The sequence below is a fragment of the Mesorhizobium sp. CNPSo 4688 genome (genome assembly GCF_057784295.1).
Window position 1 is genome coordinate 223,019 of sequence record NZ_JBWLUY010000011.1, and the last position, 26,211, is coordinate 249,229.

Consider the following 26,211-nt stretch of genomic DNA (forward strand, 5'->3'; position numbering starts at 1 on the left):
CTCCGTCATCTCTCTTCCGCGACTTCGGACACCACTCACAAGAGGAGATCACCCATGTTCACAATGACACGTCGCACATTGCTTGGAACCACGCTCGCCGCAACGGCCTTCGGCCTTGCCGGCAAGCTCGAATTCACCGGACCCGCCTTCGCCGAAACACCGGTGGAGCCTTCGATCGGCTTCTACAAATACAAAGTCGGCGATATCGAGGTCACCGCCATCTATGACGGTATTTGGCGCAAGCCCCACGACCCGGCCTTCATCAAGGGTGTCTCGGTCGACGACACCAAGGCAGCACTCGCCAAGGCGGGGCTGACCACCGACTTCATGCCGATCCCGCTCACCGTCGTCGTGCTCAAGATGAACGGCAAGCTGATCATGATGGATGCCGGCTCGGGCGTCGGCCAATGGCAGACCAACGCCACGCATCTGCCGGCCAACATGGCCGCCGCGGGCATCGACTACAAGGCGATCGACACCATCATGATCTCGCATTTCCACCCCGACCATGTCTGGGGCCTGATGGAAAAGGGCACCAACGCGCCGGTGTTCCCCAATGCCGAGCTGATCGTCAACGCCACCGAATACGTCTGGTGGACCGACCCCAGTCGGCTGGCGAAGCTGCCCGAAGGCCGCAAGCCCGCTGGCAAGCGCATCGCCGAAAATTTCCCGAAATGGAAGAACTGGAAGTTGGTCGAGGATGGCGCCGAGGTCGTGCCCGGCATCCAGATCATCGCCGCCCCCGGCCACACGCCGGGCCATTCGGTCTACCTCGCCAATTCCGGCAAGGAACAGCTGATGATCTCGGCCGACACCATGTATGTGCCGGCGCTTCTGGCGCCGCATCCGGAGTGGCAGGGCAGCTACGACCAGGACGGGCCGACGGCGATCGCCACCCGCCACAAGATTATCGACCGGGTGATCGCGGACAACATCCGCATTTCCGGCTCGCACTTCCCGTTCCCCGGCACCGGCGTCTTCGTCAAAGACGGCAATGCATACGGCTTCACTCCGGTTCAGATTTGAGCGCGAGCTCCCAACCAAAGCGAGAAAGACAATGAGAAAATCCTGTCTGGGCAGAAACGCCCTGTTCGGCCTGCTCGGCGCCATCGCCGTGCTGACCGTGGTTCCCGTGGCCACAATCATGCCGGCCTATGCGGTCGACGACATCGAGGGCGCTGACGCGCCCGACCTCACCGCCGTCCAGGCCAAGATCGCCGTCAAGGACTACAAGGGCGCGCTGGCCGACTTGCGTGATCTTGCCCAGGACAACCAGCAGGCCGACGTCTACAATCTGCTCGGCTTCACGCTGCGCAAGACCGGCGATTTCACCACCGCGCTGACCTACTACAACAAGGCGCTGGAGCTGAAGCCCGACCACAAGGCCGCCCGCGAATATCTGGGCGAGCTCTATGTCGAAACCGGCGACATGGCCAAGGCCAACGAGCAGCTGGCCTCGCTGCAGAAACTGTGCCCCGCCGGCTGCGAGGAACTCGAGGATTTGCAGAAGGCGATTGACACCAAGGTGACGCAGTAGGCGCGGCGATGCTTCCTCGCACCTCCGCGAGGTGGGGCAATCGCATATAGCGGAGCCAGCCCCCACTCCGTCCGCTTCGCGGCCACCTCTCCCCCATGTCCATGGGGGAGAGGAAATGCCAAACCTTCCAAGGCAGTGACCGTGGCGGCCGGCTCCGGCCCCTCGGACATCACCCACTTCCAGCGCAGTTCCTGCGCGCCCAACCCGGCGCGCCGCGCCTGCCCATTCCGGAGCCAAACCATGAACCTGACTGACCAAATCGCGAAGCTTCGCCTTCTCGCCGCAAAATACCACACCAAGGACATCGCCCTGCTTGCCGCCCGCCTGCTCTTGTCCCTGATCTTCCTGCACGAAGGCCTGACGCTCGCCACCCATTTCGACGCCGCCGCCAAGGCGATGGCCGCGCAAGGCATCAGCCTGCCGCTGTTCGTCGCCACGCTCGTGCTGCAAATGGGCGCTGGGCTCTCCATTGCCTCCGGCCTGCTCACCCGCCTCGGCGCCATCGGCCTTGGCCTGTTTTGCCTGGCAACGGCCACGCTGTTCCACACCAACCTCGCCAGCCAGAACGAGCTGCTGCATTTCGAAAAGGATCTGGCCATATCAGGCGGCATGTTCGTGCTGGCCATTGCAGGCGCCGGCGCCTTCTCGCTGGACCGGCTGGTGACGCTCCATCTGCAGCAGCGCCAGCGCGACAAGGAGATGGTCGCCGCGCTGCTGGCGGCGGAGAACGAGTTCACGCCGCACGTGCGGCTGCCGGTTTGAGGCACCCTGGGCCTGCCGCTTTGCGCATCGTCTGGCCCTCCAGTTGCCGGCCCTTGCCAAATGCTTGCTTGCTGGAACCAGTCCCGATGCTCCGCATTCTATTAGCGGGGCCTCAAGGGAGTGTGTGATGAAAGCGGTTTTGGCACTGGTAGCAGGCTTCGTCCTGACCCTTGCGGTCTTTGCCAGCGGGCTGGCTTTCGCCGCCTGGCTGATTGTCGCCAAGCCGGTGCATCAGGCCGGGCCGACCGAGAGTGTCTCGCAACTGTGGACCAAGGACGCACAGAAGGTGGACAAGGCCGCGCCGGGGCTGGAGCGCGTGGCCGCCGCGCAGCCCGCAGCGCCCGATGCCTCCGCCAGGATGCAGTCGTCGGACCCGACCAGCACAGCCGCGGTGGCGCCCGATGCGGGCGAGCAGCAGGCCAGGCTGCCGGCTGCCCATGTCAGCTGGTGCGCGGACCGCTACCGCTCCTACAATCCTGACGACAACAGCTACATGTCCTACGGTGGACAGCAGCGCCCCTGCGTCTCGCCCTATCTTGAAACCAGCGCCGCCGCCGGCCAGGCCGCGCAGCAACCCGCCGAAGTCAGCTATATCGGGGACGGCGCCGGCCCGCTGGTGGCAACAGCGGACCTTTCGGACGATCACGTCGAATCCTGCTTCAGCCGCTACCGCTCCTACCGCCCCGAGGACAACAGCTACCAGCCCTATTCCGGCGGGCCGCGGCGCCAGTGCGAGTAGGGCGGGCTGCTCGAATCCCGTGCGATCCCTTGCCATGTCGATCACGCAAATTTTTTGGATCGTTCGCACCGATGCGGCGTTCTTCCCTGACACCAAGGAGGAACGACGATGGGTGACGAACGGCATGAGAAAATCCAGAAGCGCGCTTACCAGATCTGGGAGCGCGAAGGCGGTGGTGATCCCGAGCATCACTGGCACCGGGCCGAGGCCGAAATCGACAGGGAAGCCGCTTTGCCGCTGACGGCCGACGACGCCCTGCCGCAAACGCGTGAGATCGCCAGCACCGACGTCCTGACAGTCGAGGAACTGGCCGTGCGCACCGGCATATCCGGCGACGAGGCGCAGGAGCTGATTGACCGCCTTGGCGCCGACCGGGCTGCGGTTGAGCAGGCGGCGCGGAGCCTCAAGGGGAAAGGGCGGCGCACGTCTTGATCGGGGGCCTCACGGCGCAGAGGTTTGGCGAAGGGATGGATGGCGCGCCATTGATCACGTGGCTGGATCTACTGCGGCGCCCGGGCACTCTGCCAAAACCAGATTGCGAGCGAGCCGGATCGCCCACGGATCTGTGTCTCCACAGGTCCTCTCAAAACACCGGATTTGAACAACGCGCAGTCGCGACCGGCGACAGCAAGCATTTCGTCACTCACTGCCACTTCGGCATTCTGGCCGGCAGCGATCTCCATCAAGCGACTTGACACGTTGACGGTGTCGCCGATGGCCGCGATGTGCTGACGCCCTTCGCCGCCGAGTCGAGAGGCCACGATTGTTCCATAATGCGCTCCAATCTTGAAGCCGATCCGGGATGCGGTCGACGCAGGCAACGAGGCGAGCCAATCGTTGGTGCGGCTGGAGAGCCCGGCACAACAGCGGGCAGCATTGAAGGCGTCGTCTGTCGCGGGTTCCGGCAGGCCGAACAGGATCATGGCGCCGTCACCCATGAAACTCGTGACAACGCCACCGCAGCTTGTCACTTCTTCGTCCACCAACGCGTGAAAATTGTTCAGGAGTTCGCGTGTGGCGCTCGGTCCCAAGGTTTCACTCAGTCCGGTGAAGCCGGACAGGTCGATGAACAGGATGGCGGCGTCTGTCCGGACGGGTTCCGAGAGGAAGTCGCCATGCTTGGCGAGCCATGCTCCCAGTCCTGGGGCTTCAACGCGTTGAAGCAATTGGCTCTGCGTGGCGAAATATTGGGCCCGGCTCCTGCCCAGCCAAAGCTGCGCGGCCCCAAACAGGATTGCCGGCGGAACGGCAGCGGTCATCGGCAGCGCGGCGCTCAGCCAGATATGGTGCAGGAAAGCGGTCATGTTGACCACGAGCCAGATCAGGACCACGCCGGCGACCGCCGCGAGGCCGATGGCGTTTCGGCGCCACGCTAACAGGCCGACAAGAAGCATGGGCAGCGCCACTGCAAAGCCCGCATCTGCAAGGCGAATGTTCTGGTCGCGCACGATTCCGTCGCCGGTCATCAGATGGGCAATCGCCGTCGACATGACCTCGACGCCCGGCAATATGGGATCGAACGGTGTCGGGAAGACATCGCCGGTGCCGGTTGCGGTCGCTCCTATCAAGACAATTCGACCCCGGATAGCGCCGGGATCGAATTGGCCCGCCAGCACCGTCGCGGCGCTGATCGTGGGGATCGTGCCGCGCGGGCCATAGAATGTCAGAGGCAGGATGTGACCAATGTCCGTACGGATCGACCGTCCGTCCAGCGATAGATCATCGGGTGCAATTCCAGGGTCCTCTCCCGCCGCCATGGTGGCGACACGCAAGGAGAAGGACGCTTGCAACTGATCTCCGGCCCGAAACAGCAACGGCACGAACCGGGGCGTTCCCGTCCTGTCGGTGACCACGTTCACGACGCCGACTGCGGCGGCGTCAGAAAACGCTTTCAGGGGCCACAGGAACCGCTCGGCATTCGGCACGCGGGCGAGGGGTCCTTCGCCCACGGCCAGCGTCCATTGTTTGCCTCCGGGGTAGATCGCCGCTGCAGCGATTACGCTTCTACTCCTCCTCAGCGAACGCGCGAGCGCCTCGTCGGTGTCTTTTGCCCCGGGGTCGACCAGCAGCAGGTCGAGCGCAATGGCTTTCGGCCCGAGCGGCTCTATCGTATCGATGATTCGGGCAAGCGTGGCGCGGCTGAGGGGATAACTGCCCTCGCGCCGCACCGTTTCATCGTCTATTGCGACAATGGTGATCAGCTCCGGTGGCTTTGCCGTTCCTCGAACAAGCGTTCGAAGATCGGTCATCGTTGCCTCGACGCGATCGAGAAACCAGAAATTGCCGTGCCAGTGCGCGAAGCCCAGGCCGGCGCCCCAAAGACCCGCCAGAATGAGCGCGATCAGCGTCGGAAGCCTTCGTCGGCTCATTGCAAGCTCATTGGGCAAGCTCACTGGCCGAAACGGGCCAGCAATGCGGAAACGCGCTTGGCGGGCCAGCGCTTGACGATGAGTTTGCCTGTCCCGGCCTCGACGTCCACGCCATCGCCCGGTGCGAGGACCACGATGGCGGTGGATGCCGGTCTTTGCACGGCGACGCGACCTCTCAGGACGAAAACAGACGTCTTGCCATTGCCAACGTCGACTGCCCATTTTGTGCCTCGCACCGCGGCGATCGCCTGCGGGGTGACAACCGCGAAGCCACCCTGGACCGCGCCGGCCGGAGCATCGAGCAGCAGCGCTTTGCGCCGCAACCTGACCGCGTCGGGAGTGCCGTTTCGATCGCGATCCTCCAGCGAAAAACGAGCGCCACCTTCCACAATGATGGCAAGGCCTTCCCGACATCTCAGAATCTGTCGGGACGTACCGGCCACCGGCTCGAACGTACACCCTGCATCCTGCGCATGGGCGGCATCGACCCGAAAGACGCCGGCAAACAGGACAGCCACCAGGCTACGGAAAAATCGGCCCCTTGCGCTCATCGACGTCTCCTCGCTTTGCGAAACTCTGCGGCGGGAAAATCTTCTGCCGTCAGTCTGCCCGCATGTTTGGTTCACGAGCCGGCACTTGCAGCCGCGTTGGAGGGATGCCGACCGGCAATCGTAACACGACAAGCTGCTCCGGCGCTAAGCATGTGCGGCATGGTGGGTCGCGTTCGCCGGGCAGGCAAGGTGAAGGAGGCCCCTTGAACCAGGTTCTGGAGGCTGCTCGGCCGCTATCGTGGAACTGGCGAGGCGCCGAAGCTGCCAATCTCCCCACAAGTGGGGGGTGAGGAGTGGTCCGCGCAGCGGACGGGAAGCCAATTGCTTGGCTTTCCGAACGAACGCCGGCAGGGCAGAGGGGGGGGGCGCCGTAGAGCGCCAACCTTTCTCGCTCACGCCCCCGGGACGCCGCTACATGAGAAGCTCTCGAAGAGTATGTACAGCCAGGCGATAAGTACCAGCCGTCACATCGAATGCAAGGACGGGTGTTTTCCGCGCTTCGTATTTCCGGAGAGCGGCAGTCAGAATTACTCTGCTCTTGGCTTTGTCTTTGCATCCCAGCCCAAGCAGAGCTAACTCAGATAGTCGCGCGGATTCGGATGGCGCATGTTCGAGAGCATTGATGATCTCGTTGACTGCATTGTCATCCCGCTCTATCCGCCTAGCAAACGCAGGTACCCAATACGAGCAATTCCAGCCAAATGTTTCTCCGGGATCTCGGCTAAGCAGCCGCTCCAAGGCCTCAACGATATTACCGACGGAGGCCGCTATACGCAGACTTGTGACAACCTCGTAGGCGATGCCTTTTGCCTTCCTTTGCAGCAGCGTCTCAACTTCCAAATCGCGCTCGCGGAGTGCTGTCTCCGCCAGTGCAGCAGCCGCGCAATCACTTTGAGGGTCAGATGTGAAAAGGCCGATCACTCGCTGTCGCAGATCCGTACCTGCAAAATGATCAGCGAATATTTCTGCCGCCATTATTGCAGGCCAACGGTCGTAGTTACTACGCGGCCCTCGCGCAGATCCAGGCTGCAGTAACAGCGGTTCAACGAGTTTCCGCATCTCGGCACTGTCGGGCGCGAACCGTCGCATCGCCGCGATGCGCTCATAGAGAGGCGCATCGTTTTTCTGTGCCTGGGCGTTGAGCAGTTGAAACATGTGCGCGGCACTCGGTGTGCCTGGGTTCAAGATAGAAAGGGTACCGCTCGGCGAAAGCTCAAGGCGCTTCATGGCAGTGTGTTCTCCTCCCAGAACATCTGCCACTTGGCCCCAGTGAGGCAAGATACGCTTTAAATAGCGGTCGCTCCCATCCAATGAGGTGAGCCGACCAATATCGATGTTCTGAGGGTTTCCGGTGTGGTCAACAAGACTAGCAAATACCGGCAGATTGTCTGTGATGACGAGCCCAACCACCGCGGCGGCGCGTCGATGCATGTAGTCAGGCCCCACCGCGTGCAGCTCATCGGCTAGGAAACTTAGGTCATCATTTCCGAACGCATTCTGAGCCAGGCGACTATCGGCCCAAGCCATCACAGCTTCTCCACTGACTGCGCCACTTGTGTCGTGCCGCATGGCGGCAATGACTCCAAACGCCATTGGATTCGACGGAGCCGCAGTACCCAGTTCGGGCACAAGCGATAGGCGCGGGGCTTCCGACAGCGGCGCGATCACTTTCATAATTCCCGCACATATCTCAGGGTCAGCCGCATATGCGTCGGCCACCGCGCCGAGATTGCCATCGCGGATTGTCAGTTCAATCCGCGCCAAATTGCGAATCTCTGGTCTAGTTGCGAAAGTCGAGAACATCGAATCGCGCCAATGGTCGTCGTGAAGAAAGCGGCCCTTCGGGTCCCCTGCTTCATAGCTGGCCTTAAATGCCTCATCATCCTGTGGGCCGGTCCCAAGCCTGCGCAGCGCTGCGATCAGAAAGCGCGTCTCATGAGGCTTATCACGCAGTGCCCGAAGGATCGCCTTTCGCACCGCCTCCTTATCCCCAAGGATAGAGGCGGCATCGTCGGCCGCTTCAGCGAACGCTTTCGAGGGAGCATCAAGCATTGCCGTGAAGGCTGCGCGAACTTCGGTGTCATTCCCGCCCCACAGTTCTGCGAGGCCACGAGACGACCAGAAGGTCAGGCCTTCACCCGCTTTCATAGAAGTTATCATGCGCTCTTTCAGTGATGGGAGCTTAAGTGCACGGCTTATCCAATAATATTCATAGTCTAAGTGCTTTTCGTTGCTTAAATTATCTTCAATAAGTTTCACCAAATTAGAGTCCCAATCAACTCGGTTCAGAGGGATTTCTGAATTTCTGAACAGTTGATGGATAGACCACTTCTCTTTGAGAAGGTCTTCGAGAATTGGTTTGACAAGATGGTGCTTAGGGTCGACGAAGATTAAAGAGCCTAATAGAGGAATTGCAACGCGGCGCCTGTCTTGGCTCTCTAACGCTCGTTTAACGTGTGCAAGCAATTCCGTTTTATGATTTGCTGCGAAGTATTCGATGAGATCTGGTTCAATAATGTTGGAGAGAAAGCTGTCCTGCTGAAAGGTGAGTTCCGAGAAGATTTCGAGATCGCCAAGATCAGCCTCGCCGCGCAAGGCACGAATGCGAATCGCATCGATTTGAATTCCCTTGAAACGAGTATGCCGTAGGTCGGAAGCGAGGGCTCCAACGTCAGCGTCGTCACGCCAGCCCTGACCGAGCGCGAAAAGCGCGCCATGAAGCGTTGATGCGGATCTAGGTTCATGCAGTAGGCGAAGCAGCGCGCTTTTGACCCGCATGTCGCCCTGTGCAAATTCGGCGAGCACAGGTCCTGCGGCCCGCCACACGTATTCGAGATCACCTGCCAATACTCGAATCAGAAGCGGCACGCAGGCCGGGCGAAGCGCCTTGTCCCATTTGCGCATAGCTATGATTGCATCGTTTCGACCCCCGCCGTGGTAGTCGGGGAGCCATTCCTGTAGCTTCTCGGCGCATCGGGTTGAAACAGCTTGGGAGAAAAGACCGTCAACGGCAGAGACCAGAAGTGCCCGTTGACGTGTTCCTGACGCATAGAGCTCGGCCTCTTCGAAAAATCTCTGCACGAGACTCTGCACCTTGGAAATGTCATGCGCAAAATCGGCGAAGACCGCCTCGGTCAGCAGGGCGACGCGTACAGCTTCTTCTGCTGCGTCAATAGCCGACGCTTCACCGATTGCATCAACTAGGAGTCCGACTTCCTGCTCGTTTCGCACATGGTAGAGTAGGTACAGGATCGGTTCTTTCCACGCTGCCTGGCTGGCATGGCTTTTGATGAACGCCACTCGATCGGAAAGAGAAACTTGAAGTAGATAGGCGCCTACGAAAAATTCTTGGAGAGAGCGATGGAGAAAGCCGACATCGTTCTGGGTCTTCCTAACCAGAAGGCCGGCGGTTTCTTCACTAAACGAAAATACTGTCTGCGCCTCTTCTTCAGCGCGGTCGGCATCCACGTTGCCCGTGCGCGAGGCGATAACCTTGGCCGCTCGCGCGACAGCGGCAGCTTCGATAGCGCCATCGGGAACGTCACCTCGCAATTCTCCTGAATGTAAACCGAAAGCGAAGTCTTCGAGCACACGTTCGCGCTGCCGCATCTTTTGAGCGGATCCCAGTTTCATCGCGTCCTTCGCACGTCGCTTTGGCTGGTGGACAATGAGTTGCTCGACGATCTCTTTGCTAACGTCAAATCGGTTCCGGGGAAGGTCTCTCCCAAGTCTGTGCAGTTTCAGCAGCGAGACGAGAAAGAGGGGTGTGCGACCAAGGCGCGCGATACCGGGGCTTCCCAGCAGTGCCTTGGCGAAACTGTTTGCACGCGATTGTGCCTGCCGCTCTACGACCTCGGGGGTCGCGCTGGCGCCGAGTTCATGTCGCTCAAGGATGCGGTACCAGAGCAGCGCAAGGGCACCACGCTGTTGGTCCGACAGAGGAGCCAGCCGAGCGAGGGTCCACGTGCCCCCAATTCCGCTCAACGCTTTTATCCCGTGAGGACGCGACGTGGCAAACACCGCGACGCCAGCCTGTTCTGCGAAGACGGTTAAGGAGACCAACAGCGCATCAGCAATCGACTGTTCGCCCGTCTCGTCAAGGCCATCAACGAGCAGGACAACGTGCTTAGTCCTCAGGACACGCCGCATCTGCTCGGCAAGCTCTGGCTCATTAAGCGTCTGAATGAAGCCGTGCACGACCTCGTCCAGGGTTGGAGGTCGATCCTTGCCCTCGGACATCTGTGCCCAGAGGGCAAATGGCACCCAGACCGGCACGTAGCCAGCATAGCGGTCACTGACCGCATCCAGCGTCGGAGAGTCAGAAAGAAAGTCAAGTGCAAGGTATCGAAGGAGTGTAGTTTTGCCGGCGCCCGCCTCTGCTGTAATTATGGCGCGATCCGTGTCTGCAATGAACTGACCGATCGGAATTCGTCGCTCACTCGGGCGTGAGTGTAATACCATAGGAGTTCGTTGTGCCTCACCCCCTTGATAGAGTGCTGCTTCGTCGGGAAATTCGCTGACAAGGGGTGGTTCTCCCCGCTCGGTAATTACGTGGTGGTGTTCTGCAATATTCCGCTCCAAAGTCACTACATCAGGCAGAACGTAACGCTGGGACAGTGCGGGAGCTGGCATATCTCCGGTAGTTTGCCCAATTAATGGAAGACCCGGGTCGACAATGCCAATCCAGGCACCATAAAACGCGCGAAGACGCGTCCGCAACGCTGCAATGTCGATGCGCGAAAGGCGATCGGTGACCTTGATAGCGACTTCCGGAGCGCAAATCTTGTCTACCCACGCGCGCCCGAAGAAGTCGTCGATAATTTCAGGCTGAGTCCGTAGGTTTTCGGTTAGCTCCCCCGCAAACAGGGGCTCAAAAGCAATGCCACGAAGCGCCAGCCGCGTGCGCGCTTGCTCAATCTCGTCGAACACCTTCGGGTCGTTGATCACGCACGCGACGGCTAAGACGAAGCGCTCGGATTGTTTTGCCCAATCGGCGTCCTCGAACTGCTGCAAGGCATCTTTCAAAGACGAAAGGTCAAACTTTCTGTGGCGTTTGCTTTGCCACGCCCCGAAGCTTCCGTCCTTCATGCGAACCAAGACGTCTATGCCGTACTGGCTGTACCCCGAAGTGCCATAGACCCAAGCCTTTTCCACCGCGCCATCGATCTTAGCGAGCCGATAGCAAAGGCGCTCAAAATTCTCCCAACCCAACTCAAGGAAGGGCAGTAGTCCTGGCCGTGTCGAGACCGGCGGTGGGGGGCTCTCACCAAGCGGTTCGCTTAGGAGCCACTGAGGGGCTTCCGTGCGAGTTGGCGCGCTCGTTCGAGTATTCCTGTTGGGAGGCGCCGTCTGTTTTCTCTTTGCCATGGTGTAACGGCTACGTCTTCGGCGCCACGCACCGACCCTTAAGAATCGCTATCTCGGCCTCGTGGTCGCCGCCCGACATGGAGGCGACAGGCACGCCGATCAGGAAGACGCCGAGCGCATCGCCGGATGCCGACTTGTTCTGCTGGTTTGATATGACGGCAAGGCGCTGTCTGTCGGCGTCGGTGCAGGGGCCGGAATTTGGAACGCCGGCTATCTTGTCGGGCGGGGTGGCGCATCCTGCGAGGCCAGCCAGCAACGATAGCGTCAAAATAGTGCGCTTCATAAATTCCCCCCGATAAACCCGCCCCACGACGACATTACGCGGCGCATGGCGGCGCGCAAGTATTCGGTGCCGGGTAATACATGATTATTTCCAACAATCTGCGCCAACACTGGTCGCGTTTTAGTCGCTGCGATTGCAACTGGTCTTGCCGACGGCGGGAACGGGTTAAATTCGCGCACTTGCAAGGCTGGCAGAAAGCCGGGCACCGGCTGCCAGGAACCGCCCTCCCGCTGCACGCAAATCCCCCTCGTTAACCTTTCATTAACCATACCACCGCTAGCGTTTACCTCTCAGTAAGGAATCGCCCGCCGTGACCTTTGCCGCTCCCCTCGAGGCCAAATCCATTCGCTTTCGCGCCCGCTCCTTCGTCGCTTTCACGCTGACGCCGGAGGCGCCTTTGGATGTTTGGCTGGAGAGCCTGGATCGCTGGATCGGCAATTCGCCCGGCTATTTTGCCGGCCGCCCGGTGGTGCTCGATCTGAACGTGCTGAAGCCCGATGTCGTCGCCATTGAAGCGCTGATTGGTGTGCTCGGCCAGCGCGGCATCCGCGTCTACGCCATGGAACTCGACGGCGGCGGCGAGCTTGGCGCGCATCTGCCGCCGGTGTTGGTCGGCGCCAAGGAGGCGACCACCGACGGGCTGCTGCAGCCGAGCCGCAAGGCGGGCAGGGCGGAGGATGCTACTGCGACAAGTGACACGAAGCGGGCAGGTGATGCGAAAGCGGATTTGAAGGCAGGCGATTTGAAGCCGGCGGGCGATGCCAGGCCGCTGCCGCAGGACGCCAAGGCCCCGGACGCCGGCACCTTGATGATCCGCTCGCCGATCCGCTCGGGTCAGCTGATCTTTCATCCGCATGGCGATGTCATCGTGCTGGGCTCCGTCGCCTCCGGCTCCGAAATCGTCGCCACCGGCTCCATTCATGTCTATGGCACGCTGCGCGGCCGCGCTTCGGCGGGCGCTCAAGGCAACACGTCCGCCCGCGTCTTCTGTCGCAGGAACGAGGCCGAGCTTCTGTCGGTGGATGGCTGGTATTGCACCGCCGAGGAGATGGACCCGTCAGTCCGGGGCAAGCCTGTGCAGGCATTCCTCGACAACGGCATGCTGCGCATCGCCCCTTTCAGCTAATGCGGCGGGCTCGCGCCCGTCCAACGAATAACGACAACAATGGAGGCTTTATTGATGGGCAAGGTAGTGGTGGTCACCTCGGGCAAGGGGGGCGTCGGCAAGACGACCTCGACCGCGGCTCTGGGGGCGGCGGTCGCCAAGACCGGCAAGAAGGTGGCGCTGGTCGACTTCGACGTCGGCCTGCGCAACCTCGATTTGATCATGGGCGCCGAGCGGCGCGTGGTGTTCGACCTCGTCAACGTCATCCAGGGCTCGGCAAAACTGTCGCAGGCGCTGATCCGCGACAAGCGGGTGGAGACGCTGTTCCTGCTGCCGGCCTCGCAGACGCGCGACAAGGATGCGCTGACCGAGGAGGGCGTGGCCGAGGTCATCGGCAAGCTGCGCTCGGTCTTCGACTATGTCTTCTGCGACAGCCCGGCCGGCATCGAGCGCGGCGCGCAGCTCGCCATGCGCTTTGCCGACGAGGCGGTCATCGTCACCAATCCTGAGGTGTCGTCGGTGCGCGATTCCGATCGCATCATCGGTCTGCTCGACGCCCGCACCTTGCGCGCCGAACAGGGCGAGCAGATCGCCAAGCACGTGCTGGTCACGCGTTATGATGCCGCCCGCGCGGCTCGCGGTGAAATGCTGTCGATCGACGACGTGCTGGAGATTCTCTCGACGCCGCTCCTGGGCATCATTCCGGAAAGCCAGGATGTGCTGAGGGCCTCCAACCTCGGTTCGCCGGTGACATTGTCGGAGCCGCTCAATGCCGCCGCCAAGGCTTACATCGACGCCGCAAAGCGGCTCGAGGGTGAACAGCTGCCGGTCATTGTGCCCTTCGAACGCAAGGGCTTCCTCGACCGTCTTTTGGGAAGGAGGGCGGCATGAACCTGCTCGACATCTTCAAGCGGCGCACCAGCGCGCCGGTGGCGCGCGAACGGCTGCAAGTGCTGCTCGCCTATGAGCGCCGCAACCGCAGCCAGCCCGACCTCGTCTCCATCCTGCGCGAGGAGATCATGGCGGTGATCGCCAAGCATGTGCAGATCGACCAGGACTATCTCCAGGTCTCGATGGACCGCGGCGAGACCATGTCGACGCTGGAGATCGACATCCAGATCCCCAACAAGAGCCCGGTGCCGCTCGCGATGGCTGGGTGAGGGGACTTTACCCTCCCCCTTGTGGGGGTCCGAAGGACGGCGAGACCCGCGGCTCGCCCCGGTAAGTCGATCCGCAAAGCGGATCGGGGTGGGGGGTTGCGCGACCTCCGCCGTCTTGTTTCTGACACCCGCGTGCGGGACGAGCAACACCCTCACGGTCAGCGCCAAGCACCCCCACCCGGACCTGCGGTCCTCTGCCGGGTCCCCGCTGCTTTGCAGCGTCCCGGCGTTCGCCGCCTTTCATCGTGCCACCGGCACGATGAATTCGCTTCGCGAACCGGCGCTCACCCCCACAAGGGGGAGGTAGGGCGGCTGCGCCTATTTCAAAAAACATTCAACCAAACGGTTTACTATCCAAAAGCGCGCCTCTATATTCAACTACATGGTTGAATTAGAGACGCCCCAGATGGATCAGGTTTTTCACGCCCTTAGCGACGCCACGCGCCGCAACATGCTCAACAGCCTCGCCGGCGGCGAGCGCACGGTGAGCCAGCTGGCCGAACCCTTTGCCATGTCGCTGGCCGCCGCCTCCAAGCACATCAAGGCGCTGGAGCATGCCGGGCTGATCCGGCGCGAAGTGCGCGGCCGCACCCATGTCTGCCGCCTCGAGGCCCGCCCGCTGGCCACCGCCTATGAGTGGCTCGCCCAATACTCGCGTTTCTGGAACAGCCGCCTCGATGTCCTCGAACAGCTTTTGCGCGAGGAGGCGGGGCGAAAAACGCAGACAACGCCGGCACCGGCAAAGCCTGAATCACCCAAGCCAGAATCATCCAGGCCAGCATCACCCAGGCCAACATCATCCGAGGGAGAAGACCAATGAACCAGATGAACAGCTTCGACGGCTACGCTGAGTTGATCCAGCCGGCCACGTTGAGGATCGAACGGCTTTTGCCCGGAACCAGGGAGCGCGTCTGGGAATACCTGACGCAGAGCGATCTGCGCCGCCAGTGGCTGGCGGCCGGCGACATGGATATGGAGGAAGGCTCTTCCTTCGAGCTGGTCTGGCGCAATGATGAACTGACTGACCCGCCCGGCCAGAGGCCGGCCAGCTTCGCTGGCGGTGAGCAGAGGATGCACAACCAGATCGTCGAATGCGACCCGCCGCGCAAGCTCACCATCACCTGGAACGGCAGCGGCAATGTCACGTTCGAATTGGCGCAGCGCGGCGACGACGTCCTGCTCACTTTGGTCCATCGCCGCCTGCCCAACCGCTCGAGTCTGATGATGCATGCCGCCGGCTGGCACATGCATCTCGACATCCTGGCCGCCCGCGTGACGGGCGAAAAGCCGGAACCGTTCTGGGACGGCTGGAGCCGTCTCATGACGGAATACGACCAGCGCCTGCCGGCCTGACCTGACCTAACGCATCGTCCGGTCTAACCGGGTCATCTACCCCTTGCGCCGAACGCCGGCGCAAGGGCCGGCGAAACACGCGCCTTCGCCAGCCATTGAGGCGCACTCACCACCGATGAAACCAAGCAACATGCTTGCATCCCGCAAGCCTGAAGGAGGAAGTCATGCGTAAATTGATCACCGGAATGAAGATCTCCATCGACGGCAAGATGGAAGGACCCGAAGGCTTCGCCGACTGGGTCGACAACTGGTCGGAGGAATACGGCCTGATGCCCGGGATCGACGCCTGCCTGCTCGGCGGCGTCATGTATGCCGGCTATGAGCGCTACTGGAGCGCGATCCTTGAGAACGAGCCGGACCAGCCGTTGCCGATGACCGGCAAGCTGGTCGACCCGGCCGAACTCGAATGGGCCCGCTTTGCCGCGAAAACCCCGCACTATGTGTTGTCCAACACCATGACGTCGGCAACCTGGCCGTCGACGCGCTTCCTGCGCAGTCTTGACGACATCGCCGCGCTGAAGCGCGAGCCCGGCAAGGACATCTACCTCATGGGCGGCGCCCGCATCACCGCCAGCCTGATCGAGGCCGGGCTGGTGGATGAAATGCGGCTGATCGTCTATCCGCTGCTTGCCGGCGACGGCAAGGCGCTGTTTGGCACGGTGCACGCCCGGCACAAGCTGGACCTGCGCAAGGTCGAGGCGCTTTCGGATGGACGGGTGAGCCTGGTTTATGGGCTGGTGAACTAGCCGCTTTTCCTCTCCCCCGATCGACGGGGGAGAGGAAATAGCGTTGTGCCCCATCAACACGCGACCCGTGCCACACGACAGTCAGCACCGTTGCCCCTATCTCGGGCCTGCGCCGCAGCGAGCTGGTCGCGCCGGGAGGGAACAGGATTGACGTCGACGCCGATTGCCGCTGCCGAAGCGAAAGCCTTGCCGATTGGCGCGCTGCTCGGCGCCATGGTGTCGATCCAGATCGGCGCCACCTTTGCCAAGGGCCTGTTTCCGCTGATCGGCGCCAACGGCACCACGGCGCTTCGGCTGGCCGTGGGCGCGCTGATGCTGGCGGCGGTGCTGAGACCCTGGAGGGCGCGGCCGTCGCGCGCCGTATTGCCCTGGCTCATCGCCTATGGCGTCAACCTCGCGGCGCTGAACCTTTTGTTTTATGCGGCACTCGCCAGAATCCCGCTCGGCATTGCTGTGGCGCTTGAATTCTCCGGTCCGCTTTTGGTGGCGACGCTGTCGTCGCGGCGCGCCACTGATTTCGTGTGGGTAGCGCTGGCCGTCGCCGGCATCGTCCTGTTGTCGCCCTTCATCCATTCCGGCCGTGCGCTTGACCCGATCGGCGTGATGCTGGCGCTTGCCGCCGGCGGCTGCTGGGCGCTTTACATCGTCTTTGCGCAAAAGGCGGGCGCCGAGCTTGGCAGCCAGACAACCGCTTACGGGCTGGTCATCGCCGCCGCCATCGCCCTGCCGTTCGGCATCGCCGAGGCGGGCTCCGGCCTGCTCGCGCCCGCGATCCTGGTCAGCGCGCTGCTGGTCGGGCTGTTCTCCAGCGCCTTGCCGTTCTGGCTGGAGATGGTGGCGCTGACCCGCATGCCGGCGAGGCTCTACGGCACGCTGACCTGCCTGGAGCCGGCGCTGGGCGCGCTGGCCGGTTTCCTGTTCCTGCATGAAATCCTGAGCCCGCTGCAATGCGCGGGCATCGCCGCCGTCGTCGTCGCCGCCTTCGGCGCCGCGCTGACGACCAAGCCGCCTGTGCCGTCGCCGGAATAGTTGCCGAAGCCAGGTCGGCGCAAGTGAACAGACCGGATGTCGCGCTGATGCGGCCGGCATCGTCATCGTCGAGGCCAACACCAGCCCGGGGCTCGACATCCACCAATGCCATGGCAGCCTGAAACAGACCGCCGAGCAGCGCGGTTTCTGGGCCGAAATGGGGATGTAAGGCCGATGGTGTGGTCTGTCGGCCCCGTGTCGGTTGCTCAAGGGCCCGCAGCATCGATATATGGCTTGTCGCAGGAGATCCAAATGAGCACAGCGAGGGCCGACAGCATTGCTTGAGCCGTCCGTGATCAAGGCACTGCTCCTGGTCGGGCTCGCCGCTGCCGTTACGGCTCTCGCCTGGCGGCAGGCGCGGTCGCGTCGCAAGGCCCGGCTGGGTGAAAATCCGGCCAACGACTACGCCGTTCGCCAGGACTGGTCGGGTAACCACGGCAAGCTCAATTACTCGTCCTTTGTCTATTTCGATGCCGATCGCGACGGTCGCTACGGGCTCGGCGACCGGCCGATGGCCGGCATCATGGTCAGACTGCATGATGGCGACGGCCGCTTCGTCGCCGCGGCGCGGAGCAATCGCGGCGGCTTCGCCAATTTCCTGACGTCGACGAAACGTCGGGCCGCGCCCATCCATGTGCCGGGCAGCTACCGCTTCACCGTTTCGGTGCCGCCCGGCTGGCGCGTAAGCAGCGCCAACGAGGTCCAGTCGCAGCATCTCCGGCTGCTGTCGGGCTCGCCCACCGGGCTGGTCTCGGAAGCAATGCTGCAGCCGGTCGGCCTGTTTCCGATACGCCGGCTCAGCGGCCGCCTGGCCGACGGTGTTTCGGCAAGCATCTCGGTGATGGCGAAAGGGCAAGAGGTGGCGGTGCATCCGCTCAGTGATGGCGCCGCCTTCCGCCTCGATCTGCCCGATGACGCCGACGCGATCGACATTGCCGGCCGCGGCATTGCGTGCAGGCTCACCTTGTCGGCCTATCCGACCGAACTCGGCCTGCTGTCGCCCGAGAACACGGCTGTCGAGAGCGCAGTGCCTTTGCACACCATCGGTTTCGACGATGTCACCTCGCGCGGCCTGCGCAAGGTGCCGTCCGGTTATGCCGGCTTGACCTGGTTCAACCTGAACGCACTTGCGCGCGATCATACCGAAGGCAGCGAAGGCTACGTCAACGGCAACATCTCGGGAGACCATGTCTGCTATACGAGCAGCGGACATCCGGCGGAATTCTCAAGCGAAAAACCGTTCGGGTTCCATTCCGTAATGCTGACCGCGGCGTGGCTGAAGTCCGAAGGCGAAACCGCGCTGGTGGAGAGCTGGCTCGGCGACAAGCTGATCGCAAGCGACACCATCATCCTGTCGGCGCTGGCGCCCGTGCACTACGCGCCGATGCTGGCGGCGGTCACGCGCGTGCGCCTTTCCACGAGCCATTATTGGCAGCTCGTGCTCGACGATCTGGTGGTTGCGCGCTGAATGGTCCCGTCACCTGCGGGAAAAGATCATGCTCTGGAAAGGATCAGCCGCCCGACTCTGTCAGGGTGGTGGCCGCGATCAATCGGGGTGAAAGGGTCTATCGAGGGTTGGAAGCGCCGTTCGCGGCGATCTGCGAGAGCTTGCCCTTTTTGACCAGCACCGGCTTGGAATAGGTCTTCTTCATATTTCCCATCTCCTGCGCCTCGGCCCACGAGGACGATCCGACCTTATGTGGTGGGCCCGGAACCGGCACCATTGGTAACCGCCGTAACCTGCGAGAGCTTTCCTTTTTTGACCAGTACCGGCTTCGAATAGCTTTTCTTCACAGTGCATCCTCCAGGATGATGCGATAATGCCAGACAGATCGACACTGTCAACCTTTGCGGTACCGTCATCCCGTCCCGGTTTTTCTTGGGATCTATGCGCCAACCGGCAAATCCATCTTCGTCAAGAAACCGTTGTTCTTCGGGCGACCTCGTCGGCGGCGATCCTGAGATCGACCAGCCAATGATCAATTTCATTCAGTATATTGCTGAAATCATATCTCTGGATTCATCGGAATCGAAATGCGATCTCGCGGGACGTGCCCTGGCCGAACTGCGGCGGCCCACCAGAGATCACGACAGGAGAAACCCTTATGCTCACTTCACGACGTTCACTTCTCGCCGCAGCGGGCAGCGCGGGCCTTGCATCGCTTGCAATCGGCGTTTCCGCCTCGGCGCACGAGGATCCCGCCATCGACCGGACGATCGCGGAGCTCGTCCAGCGATCCAGGGACGCAAACGCGGCGCTCATGCGCGGTGACATCGACTTCTATCGCTCTTTGGTCCCGCACGACGACGACTACACGCTGATGGCTCCATTCGGCGGAACGCCCACGCGCGGCTCGAATATGACGGAAGAGAATTGGGAAGCGGTTGGTCGCTTCTTTAGAAACGGTACGTTCGAGCAGGAGGTGGTCCAGACATATGGCTCGGCTGACATGGTGGTTCTTGCGACCCTGGAACGATGCCACGTCGAAGCCGGCGGTCTGCCGGCACAGGAGTGGCCGCTGCGTGTCACCCTGGTCTATCGTCGCGACGGGGCCGAATGGCGGCTCGCCCATCGCCATGCCGATCCTCTCGCCAAGGGCATCAGCCTGGAACAGGCGGCTGCCATCGCCCGGGGCTGACAACGCCATCCGAAACTTTACTGCCCTGAATCCAGTGATATGGTTTCAGGAATATGCTGAACAAGATCGATCTCGCCCGTGCCGACCTCAATTTGCTGGTCCTGTTCCAGACCATCATGGAAGAGCGGCATGTCGGCCGCTCGGCGGAGCGGCTCAACCTGTCAGCTTCGGCCGTCAGCCATGGGCTCGGCCGGCTGCGCAAGTTGCTTGGCGATCCGCTGTTTCTGAAGACACCGCGCGGCGTCGTGCCCACCGATCGGGCAACAGAGCTTGCCGAGCCGGTGGCCGAGATTCTGGCGCGGGTGCGCCGGGTGATCGCAAGCGCCGAGCCGTTCGATCCCGCCCGCTCGACGCGCCGCTTCACCATCGGCGCGCCGGATGCCGTGTCATCCGTGCTCCTGCCGCCGCTGCTCGAAAAAGTGCGCCGAACGGCCCCGGCCGTCGACATCTCCATCCGGCACCTGCTGCCGCGCCAAGGCGAACCGTCGCCCCTTACGGCCTGGAGCGACTGCGTCGCCGAGCTCGAAGCCCGCGCCATGGATGTCGCCGTGATTCCGTTCGACGGCCTGCCGCCGCGCTTTGCCGTCCACACGCTTTATGAGGAGGATTTCATCGTCGCCATGCGCGCCGGCCATCCTTTCGCGAACGAGCCGGGCCTCGAAAGCTACTGCGCCATGCAACATATGGTCGTCTCGAACAGCGGCGATCCAAATGGTTTTGTCGACAGGGTGCTGGCCGAACACCGCCTGTCGCGCCGCGTCGCGCTGACGGTCCCCAACTTCATGTTCGGACTGGCGGTGCTTGCGCAAACCGACCTGATCTCGGCCTATCCGCGCCGGTTCCTCGCCATGCATGGCGGCCGTTTCGGCGTCGTCGGCATCGATGCGCCCATCGGGTTCGGTCATTTCAACGTCAACAGCATCGTGCCGAAAGTCGCGTTGATGGATGCCGGCCTGGCCTGGCTGGTCGGCCTGCTCAAACAGACGGGATGCAGCTAGAGGTTGCAAAATATAGGACTTAAGTCTGACAATTTTACAAAAAAGGTCTGTATTTGGCGAGATAAGGGTCGTAAGCCGCTTCGCAAGGACGTCGATTTGTGGATGCTGTTCTGGTAACAACGCCATTCCGGTTGTGGACAGACCGGATTGGTCTTCGCTGACCATCAGGGGAAGAACAGATTACGCGTTTTCGCCAACTCTGCTGGTTTGCCTTGCGGGCGTCCACGACGCTCGCCCTGATCCTTACGCCCTATCACCTCAGCTTTGACGGCGCCGCCAAGATTGCCGCCAGCAATGCCTTCGCCAAGGATGGCGGCCATGGGGGCGGCGGCGGTGGCAATGGCGGCGGCAATGGGGGTGGCGGCGGCAACAGTGGCGGTAATGGCAACAGCGGTGGAAACGGTAACAGCAACAGCGGCGGTAACGGCAAGGGCAATTCCGGCGCCGGCAAGGCCAGCCATGTGAATTCTGCAACCGGCGACCAGGTCGAGGTCGACGCCACCGGCATCACGGTCACCCATCCCAACGGCATGAAGGAACGGATCCAAAATGGTCGGTTCACGATGAAGGATGCGCTCGACCGTACCATTATCGAGCGACCGGCGACCGCCGCCGATATGGCACGTTTGAAAAGTTTGTGAGGCTAGAGCAATTCCAGGAAAAGTGTGAGCGGTTTTCCCGGGAAAAGCGCGTAGCGCTCTAGCCGCTTTCGCGCGGATGTGTTTTTGCCTCAGTGCCTGGCGCGGATGGGTGTCGTCCGTGCGCCGCGTGTCAACTCGCGCGCTCCCGCGCCTCGCGCATCAGCAGCGCCGCCTCGGTGCGGTTGCGGACATTGAGCTTGGCCAGAACCCGCGTCATGTGATGTTTGACTGTCTTCTCCTGCAGCGAAAGCCGTGCGGCGACTTCCTTGTTGCTCAAGCCTTCCGCCACCAGGCGCAGGATATCGGTCTCGCGGCCGGTGAGCTGCTGGAGGGGTTCGGCCTTGCGGTTCGCCGGCTGCAACAGGTCCGACAGAAGCCGGGCCGACAGTGTCGGCGAGACATAGCTTTCGCCAGCCGCGACATTGCTGAGGATTTCAGCCAGCGCCTTCGAACCGACGCCTTTCAGCACATAGCCGCGCGCGCCGGCATTGAGCGCCTGGGCAACGTCGGCATTGGCTTCCGACACCGTCAGCATGACGACCTTCTGGCCGGGGTACCCGGCCATGATGTTTGCTGCGGCGGCGAGCCCGCCGCCCGGCATGCTGATGTCGAGCAGCACGATGTCGGGCCGCATGGCCGCGACCAGCCTTTCGGCATCCTCGGCGCTGGCGCCTTCGCCGACCACTTCGAAACCGCCGATCTCGCCGAGGCTGCGCGCTACGCCCTCGCGAAACAACGGATGGTCGTCGACAATGGCAATGCGGATGGCTTGGGTCACGATTGCTCCTCAATGGACAATGTTATCACCAGTCGTGTGCCTTGTGGGCCAGATACAGTTTCAAACTGGCCGCCGATGCTCTCGATACGCTCCCTGAGACCGGCAAGCCCAAGGCCCTCGCTTCTTGCCGGGTCGAATCCCGGACCGCCGTCGAGGACCTCGACGAACAGCTTGCCGCCTTTCATTGCCGCTTTCACCGCCTGATCCCTGCCTTTCCCGTGGCGATAGGCGTTGTTCAAGCCTTCCTGGACAAAACGATAGATGCTGATCTTCTCGGAAGGGCCGGGTTCGCGCAAGCGCTTTGGCAGCGTCAGCGAAACCGAGGTTCCGGTCCGCCGTTGGTGTTCGGCGACCGCCAGCCGCAATATGTCGAGCACCGCCGCAGTCTCGATCTGCGGCAGGACGAGACCGTTGCAGATGCCGCGTATCTCGCGGATCGCTTCATCAAGCGTTTTGTGGATGTCGGCAATCTCGGCTTCGCGCAGCGCGGTGGGGGCGCCGGGATCAAGCAAGATCGGGCTGTCCATCCTGAGTGCCGCCAGCGCCACGAGTTGGGCCGGCCCGTCGTGAAGATCGGCGCCGATGCGCCTGAGATAGCGTTCGTTGAGCGCGGTGGCGCGGCGCGAGGCGTGCTGCACGCGCTGGCGCAGCGATGAATTCTGTGACAGCAGCGCCCGCAATTCGGCGATCTTGGCCTCAAGTGCCGCCCGCTGGGTTTGGATAGTGCGGCTGCCGCGAAGGACGATGCCCGACAAAAGCGCCAATGCCGCCGCCGTGGCGCCGGCCACGACCAGCCAGCTTTGCCACAGGGCGACGTTCAGCGTCGACTCGAAGCCGTCGGCAACCTCGTAGAACTCCGAAACGGCGACGACTTCGCCCGACCAGGGTTCGCGTACCGGATTGTAGATTTCCAGCAGCGGTCCAGCCTCAGTCTTTTTCTCGTATCGGCTCTCGACATCGTCGTCGAGGTCGTTGTACTCGGCCACGACATTGCCGCTGAAGGCGGCGACCAGGTTGGCGTTCGGCTCGAACACCTTGCCGATAAGCGTCGTATCCTTGGCGTAGAGGATCGTGCCGTCGCGCCGCCACAGCTTGAACGACGCTAGCCGCTTGCCGAGTGCACCCTGGTCGAGCGTCTCGTCGAGCGCCCGCTTGACAGTATCGTCGAGCTCGCGGCTTTTGCGCATGTCTGGCAACAGCGGCGCGATCACGCTGTCGACATAGAGCGCCGTGGTCGCAGCGGAATTGCGCATGACACCTTGCCGGATTTGCGAGGTCACCCACAGGCCGACCACCAGCATCACCACCAGCAGCCCGATACCGCCGGCAATGAGGAACTGCAGGGCCAGCGACAATCTGCCCCAACGCCGCAAGAACTCTCCCAGGAAAACCCCCAGCAATCGCACGATCCACCCTTCCCACCCGTGCCCTGTTATAGAGGCCCCGCGGCGTTTGCGACATTGCCTGTGCCAGATTTTGGCCTGTGCGAGATTCTGGCCGCCGCGGTTCGGCATCGGCAGCACCGCAGCACCGGGGATCTTACAGGGCCGGCGAAGCCGGACAGGCAGGCTGTCGCACACATCTGAACGGGTTTCATTGCCGGGTTGTCCGGGCGTCGTGCGAGATTTGACCGGCCACCAGCTGAAAAAGCTCGCCTCGCGACGAGACCTGCAATTTGCGGTAGATATTGTTCATATGGATTTTCAGCGTGCCTTTCGAAATGCCGAGATCGAGCGCGATCTGCCCGTTCGGCCTGTTGGCGGCGGCCAGCTGGGCGATTTCCATCTCGCGAATGGTCAGCAGCGACGAAAGCTTTCGCCATCTGATCCGCCGGGAAGCCTCGCTTTCGACAGCGTCGCCGACGATCTCGGCGGGCAACCAACGTCCGCCCGCGGCCACCTGATGGATACATTTGGCCAGCGTCTCGACCGTGGCTTCCTTGAACACGATACCGGCGACGCCCGCCATCACGGCATCATAAAGCTCGGCGTTGGAAGCGGTTGCGGTCAGAAGCACGCAGCGCGTGGCGAGCCCCAGCCTGCCGATTTCCGCGGCGATTTCGGGCCCGCTCAGCTCCGGCATGCGCACGTCGAGCACCGCGACATCCGGCACCTGCTGCTGGATCATCGCCAGCGCGCTCTTTCCGTCCAGCGCCGACCCGACAACCAGGAAGCCGGGATCGCGGGCAATCAGGTCGGCCAGTCCGTGCAGCAGGAGCGGATGGTCATCGGCGATGAACACCGTGGTGACCATGTTCAGCCCGCCGAAAGCTGCCACGTGTCCAGTCATGACGTCTCCTCCCTGCGCTCCCAACCGCCGGAAGCGGATATGGCAACCGCGCTTGGTATGGAAGGGAGCCATGCTGACAGAAGCAGCACGACTATGCAAAACATTAGCAGCTAGTTAGTTAACCGCCGCGCGAGACTCATAGCAAGATTGGTAGCGGCGAACTGAAAAAACGCGCTAAACAGACGCATCAATTCTGTCGTTCATCTTTATGAAAGGGGCAGAGTGACCCAAAGAAATTCGCTGTGCTTGGTAAATTTATCAATTCAAGAAAAGAATTCGAGCCGGATGACAATACTATATTATAACAAAGAAGATTTTTGCTGTCGTTAATTTTACGAAAGCGCCTATAACCGAGGTTATATGGACAGGTTCATCACGGAAATGCAAGAATTCGTTAACAAAGGGTGAAGGGCGGCAACATTCCTTTGTGGGCAGAAAATTGGGGCGCGCCTCAGGGCGCAAAGGGCGCGGTTGTGTGTAAGCGCGCCATGTTGGGGAGTGAAAAAATGTCAACCTATGAGTGGGATTTCGGCAGCGTGGCCGAAGGGCTACAATTCAAAGTCGTCTATGACTCGGTCGCGGGAACATTTACGACCACGGTCCTTTTCGGGTCGATGAATGTGAACGCGCTCTATTGGTCGGACGGCAATACCGTCGATTCTGCGTTGACCGGTTTGACCGGCTTTACCGGCGCCAAGTCGGAAAGCAGCTTGAATATGAACGGTAGTGGCGAGGTCTGGGACGGCGGATTGAAGATCTCGGATGCCGGGCTAGGCAAGGTACCGCCGAGCAGCTACATCACCGCCGATCCCAACGATCTTTATGGTTCGTCTTTCTCGATCGCCGCGCCGAGTGACTTCGATCCGACAAAATTCGGCACTCTTGGCGTCCGCGCCACAAGCACGACGAGCGCCGGTGGCAGCATCAAATGGACTGACGACACACCGGATACCCCGCCCACCAATCATCCGCCGGTTGCCGTCGACGACGATCCGGCGTGCGGCACCGAGCACACGCCTGTCACCGGCAACGTCCTTGCCAACGATAGCGATCCTGACGGCGACGCTCTGGCCGTTACGGCTGTGAATGGCGTGGCTCTTTCCACGCTGATCCCGGACGGGGACGGCTGGTACACGATCGTCCTCGCGCACGGCACGCTGATGATACAGACCGACGGCGACTTCCAGTATCAATACACTGGCGCCGATATTCCCGTGGGCGGACATGCCGATCCTGTCGATACGTTCAGCTACGACATCTCCGACGGGAAGGGTGGCACTGATAGCGCCGATGTCGATCTCTGCATCTACGCCGATGCCGGTTCGCCCGGATATTGGAAGGGGCATGACGGAAGCGGGCCGCAAGCGAATGACTGGGACATCCCACAGGATACGTCGTTCGAAACCTACTTCACCGTCAATGGCCCGTATGCGGGGGGGCAATGGGACGTTAGTTCTCCTGTCAACGGCAGCGGTGCTTTGGTCAATGACTTTACGTTCCACGACGCTCTTTCGCTCCCCAACGGCGACGGCGGCCAGAACCTGCTGGCGAAGGAGGCGGTCAACGCGGTTCTCAATCTTCTCGATGAAGATACAAACCCCGGCTTCATGGCGGCGTACATCTATCAACGTGAGCATCACGCGTCGGCTGACCCCGACGCTGCCAACAACCTGACCGGGCTCACGGCCGACCAAATCAAGGCCGATCTGATAGCGCAGGTGCAGGATGCGTACAGCGGGGCTCCGGACGCCTATTCCATCGCCGAGCTTACCGACCTTCTCATCCACACGCACGAATAACATAGCAAACTCAAGGGCCGTGCTTTGCGCGGCCCTTGACTGCAGCAAATATGTTCAAACCAATGC

The 26,211-nt window shown here is 61.8% G+C and carries 26 protein-coding genes; 17 read left to right on the forward strand and 9 right to left on the reverse strand.

The features are described 5' to 3' along the window. Positions 1–54: 54 nt before the first annotated feature. The 5 genes from AC04SH_RS22565 to AC04SH_RS22585 all read left to right on the forward strand — a co-directional run bounded on the left by AC04SH_RS22565 (position 55) and on the right by AC04SH_RS22585 (position 3,470). Complete coding sequence (locus AC04SH_RS22565) at positions 55–1,026, forward strand: MBL fold metallo-hydrolase (RefSeq protein ID WP_488576703.1); 972 nt, start codon at positions 55–57, stop codon at positions 1,024–1,026. A gap of 31 nt (positions 1,027–1,057) precedes the next feature. After that, a complete protein-coding gene (locus tag AC04SH_RS22570) occupies positions 1,058–1,537 on the forward strand; it encodes a tetratricopeptide repeat protein (protein WP_488576704.1) in 480 nt (159 codons plus the stop codon). 240 nt (positions 1,538–1,777) lie between these two features. Then, positions 1,778–2,299, forward strand: a complete 522-nt coding sequence (locus tag AC04SH_RS22575) for a DoxX family protein (protein ID WP_488576705.1) — start codon at positions 1,778–1,780, stop codon at positions 2,297–2,299. Between the two features lie 124 nt (positions 2,300–2,423). After that, positions 2,424–3,038 carry a BA14K family protein gene (locus AC04SH_RS22580; protein WP_488576706.1) on the forward strand — a complete coding sequence of 205 codons (615 nt, stop codon included), beginning with the start codon at positions 2,424–2,426 and terminating at the stop codon, positions 3,036–3,038. 108 nt (positions 3,039–3,146) lie between these two features. After that, entirely contained in the window at positions 3,147–3,470 is a 324-nt protein-coding gene (locus AC04SH_RS22585) for a DUF2934 domain-containing protein (protein WP_192248711.1), read from the forward strand. A gap of 68 nt (positions 3,471–3,538) precedes the next feature. Here the strand turns inward: AC04SH_RS22585 and AC04SH_RS22590 are convergent, their stop codons facing one another. From AC04SH_RS22590 to AC04SH_RS22605, 4 genes are all read right to left on the reverse strand, one after another. Further along, positions 3,539–5,407: a CHASE2 domain-containing protein gene (locus AC04SH_RS22590; protein WP_488576740.1), complete on the reverse strand. Its 1,869-nt coding sequence runs from the start codon at positions 5,405–5,407 to the stop codon at positions 3,539–3,541. A gap of 20 nt (positions 5,408–5,427) precedes the next feature. Continuing rightward, a complete protein-coding gene (locus AC04SH_RS22595; RefSeq protein ID WP_488576707.1) occupies positions 5,428–5,958 on the reverse strand; it encodes a FecR domain-containing protein in 531 nt (176 codons plus the stop codon). 411 nt (positions 5,959–6,369) lie between these two features. Continuing rightward, on the reverse strand, positions 6,370–11,112 hold the full coding sequence (locus AC04SH_RS22600; RefSeq protein WP_488576708.1) for an NACHT domain-containing protein: 4,743 nt from the start codon (positions 11,110–11,112) through the stop codon (positions 6,370–6,372). Between the two features lie 223 nt (positions 11,113–11,335). Then, positions 11,336–11,608, reverse strand: coding sequence for a hypothetical protein (locus AC04SH_RS22605; protein ID WP_488576709.1), 273 nt, complete (start codon positions 11,606–11,608; stop codon positions 11,336–11,338). Between the two features lie 310 nt (positions 11,609–11,918). Between AC04SH_RS22605 and minC the strand changes: the two genes are divergently transcribed. The 8 genes from minC to AC04SH_RS22645 all read left to right on the forward strand — a co-directional run bounded on the left by minC (position 11,919) and on the right by AC04SH_RS22645 (position 18,469). Further along, the gene (gene minC, locus AC04SH_RS22610; RefSeq protein ID WP_488576710.1) at positions 11,919–12,734 is read left to right on the forward strand and encodes a septum site-determining protein MinC; all 816 of its coding nucleotides are present in this window, start codon (positions 11,919–11,921) and stop codon (positions 12,732–12,734) included. Between the two features lie 54 nt (positions 12,735–12,788). Continuing rightward, positions 12,789–13,604: a septum site-determining protein MinD gene (gene minD, locus AC04SH_RS22615; protein ID WP_029869303.1), complete on the forward strand. Its 816-nt coding sequence runs from the start codon at positions 12,789–12,791 to the stop codon at positions 13,602–13,604. Then, complete coding sequence (minE, locus tag AC04SH_RS22620; protein ID WP_112560940.1) at positions 13,601–13,873, forward strand: cell division topological specificity factor MinE; 273 nt, start codon at positions 13,601–13,603, stop codon at positions 13,871–13,873. The genes minD and minE overlap by 4 nt, the downstream gene beginning before the upstream one ends. Positions 13,874–14,255: 382 nt before the next feature. Beyond that, positions 14,256–14,693 carry an ArsR/SmtB family transcription factor gene (locus AC04SH_RS22625; RefSeq protein WP_488576711.1) on the forward strand — a complete coding sequence of 146 codons (438 nt, stop codon included), beginning with the start codon at positions 14,256–14,258 and terminating at the stop codon, positions 14,691–14,693. Continuing rightward, positions 14,690–15,226, forward strand: coding sequence for an SRPBCC family protein (locus AC04SH_RS22630; protein ID WP_488576712.1), 537 nt, complete (start codon positions 14,690–14,692; stop codon positions 15,224–15,226). The genes AC04SH_RS22625 and AC04SH_RS22630 overlap by 4 nt, the downstream gene beginning before the upstream one ends. Before the next feature lie 164 nt (positions 15,227–15,390). Beyond that, positions 15,391–15,972, forward strand: a complete 582-nt coding sequence (locus AC04SH_RS22635; protein WP_488576713.1) for a dihydrofolate reductase family protein — start codon at positions 15,391–15,393, stop codon at positions 15,970–15,972. Between the two features lie 147 nt (positions 15,973–16,119). Next, on the forward strand, positions 16,120–17,001 hold the full coding sequence (locus AC04SH_RS22640; protein ID WP_488576714.1) for an EamA family transporter: 882 nt from the start codon (positions 16,120–16,122) through the stop codon (positions 16,999–17,001). Between the two features lie 292 nt (positions 17,002–17,293). Then, positions 17,294–18,469 carry a hypothetical protein gene (locus tag AC04SH_RS22645; protein ID WP_488576715.1) on the forward strand — a complete coding sequence of 392 codons (1,176 nt, stop codon included), beginning with the start codon at positions 17,294–17,296 and terminating at the stop codon, positions 18,467–18,469. 97 nt (positions 18,470–18,566) lie between these two features. On the opposite strand, the gene AC04SH_RS22650 is transcribed toward AC04SH_RS22645, so the two are convergent. Together AC04SH_RS22650 and AC04SH_RS22655 are read right to left on the reverse strand one after the other, a co-directional pair. Further along, on the reverse strand, positions 18,567–18,662 hold the full coding sequence (locus tag AC04SH_RS22650) for a putative RiPP precursor (protein WP_488576716.1): 96 nt from the start codon (positions 18,660–18,662) through the stop codon (positions 18,567–18,569). Between the two features lie 34 nt (positions 18,663–18,696). Next, the gene (locus AC04SH_RS22655; RefSeq protein ID WP_488576717.1) at positions 18,697–18,990 is read right to left on the reverse strand and encodes a hypothetical protein; all 294 of its coding nucleotides are present in this window, start codon (positions 18,988–18,990) and stop codon (positions 18,697–18,699) included. A gap of 116 nt (positions 18,991–19,106) precedes the next feature. Between AC04SH_RS22655 and AC04SH_RS22660 the strand changes: the two genes are divergently transcribed. From AC04SH_RS22660 to AC04SH_RS22670, 3 genes are all read left to right on the forward strand, one after another. Beyond that, positions 19,107–19,640: a YybH family protein gene (locus tag AC04SH_RS22660; protein ID WP_488576718.1), complete on the forward strand. Its 534-nt coding sequence runs from the start codon at positions 19,107–19,109 to the stop codon at positions 19,638–19,640. Positions 19,641–19,693: 53 nt separating this feature from the next. Next, a complete protein-coding gene (locus AC04SH_RS22665; RefSeq protein ID WP_488576719.1) occupies positions 19,694–20,638 on the forward strand; it encodes a LysR family transcriptional regulator in 945 nt (314 codons plus the stop codon). Positions 20,639–20,850: 212 nt separating this feature from the next. After that, positions 20,851–21,279 (forward strand): hypothetical protein, encoded by a 429-nt coding sequence (locus AC04SH_RS22670; RefSeq protein WP_488576720.1) that lies wholly within the window; start codon positions 20,851–20,853, stop codon positions 21,277–21,279. 130 nt (positions 21,280–21,409) lie between these two features. Here the strand turns inward: AC04SH_RS22670 and AC04SH_RS22675 are convergent, their stop codons facing one another. The 3 genes from AC04SH_RS22675 to AC04SH_RS22685 all read right to left on the reverse strand — a co-directional run bounded on the left by AC04SH_RS22675 (position 21,410) and on the right by AC04SH_RS22685 (position 24,346). Beyond that, on the reverse strand, positions 21,410–22,057 hold the full coding sequence (locus AC04SH_RS22675) for a response regulator (RefSeq protein WP_488576721.1): 648 nt from the start codon (positions 22,055–22,057) through the stop codon (positions 21,410–21,412). Beyond that, positions 22,054–23,358, reverse strand: a complete 1,305-nt coding sequence (locus tag AC04SH_RS22680) for a sensor histidine kinase (RefSeq protein WP_488576741.1) — start codon at positions 23,356–23,358, stop codon at positions 22,054–22,056. The genes AC04SH_RS22675 and AC04SH_RS22680 overlap by 4 nt, the downstream gene beginning before the upstream one ends. Positions 23,359–23,650: 292 nt before the next feature. After that, positions 23,651–24,346, reverse strand: a complete 696-nt coding sequence (locus AC04SH_RS22685) for a response regulator (protein WP_488576722.1) — start codon at positions 24,344–24,346, stop codon at positions 23,651–23,653. 506 nt (positions 24,347–24,852) lie between these two features. Here AC04SH_RS22685 and AC04SH_RS22690 point away from each other — a divergent pair. Next, on the forward strand, positions 24,853–26,145 hold the full coding sequence (locus tag AC04SH_RS22690) for an Ig-like domain-containing protein (RefSeq protein WP_477234670.1): 1,293 nt from the start codon (positions 24,853–24,855) through the stop codon (positions 26,143–26,145). The last annotated feature ends 66 nt before the right edge of the window (positions 26,146–26,211 follow it).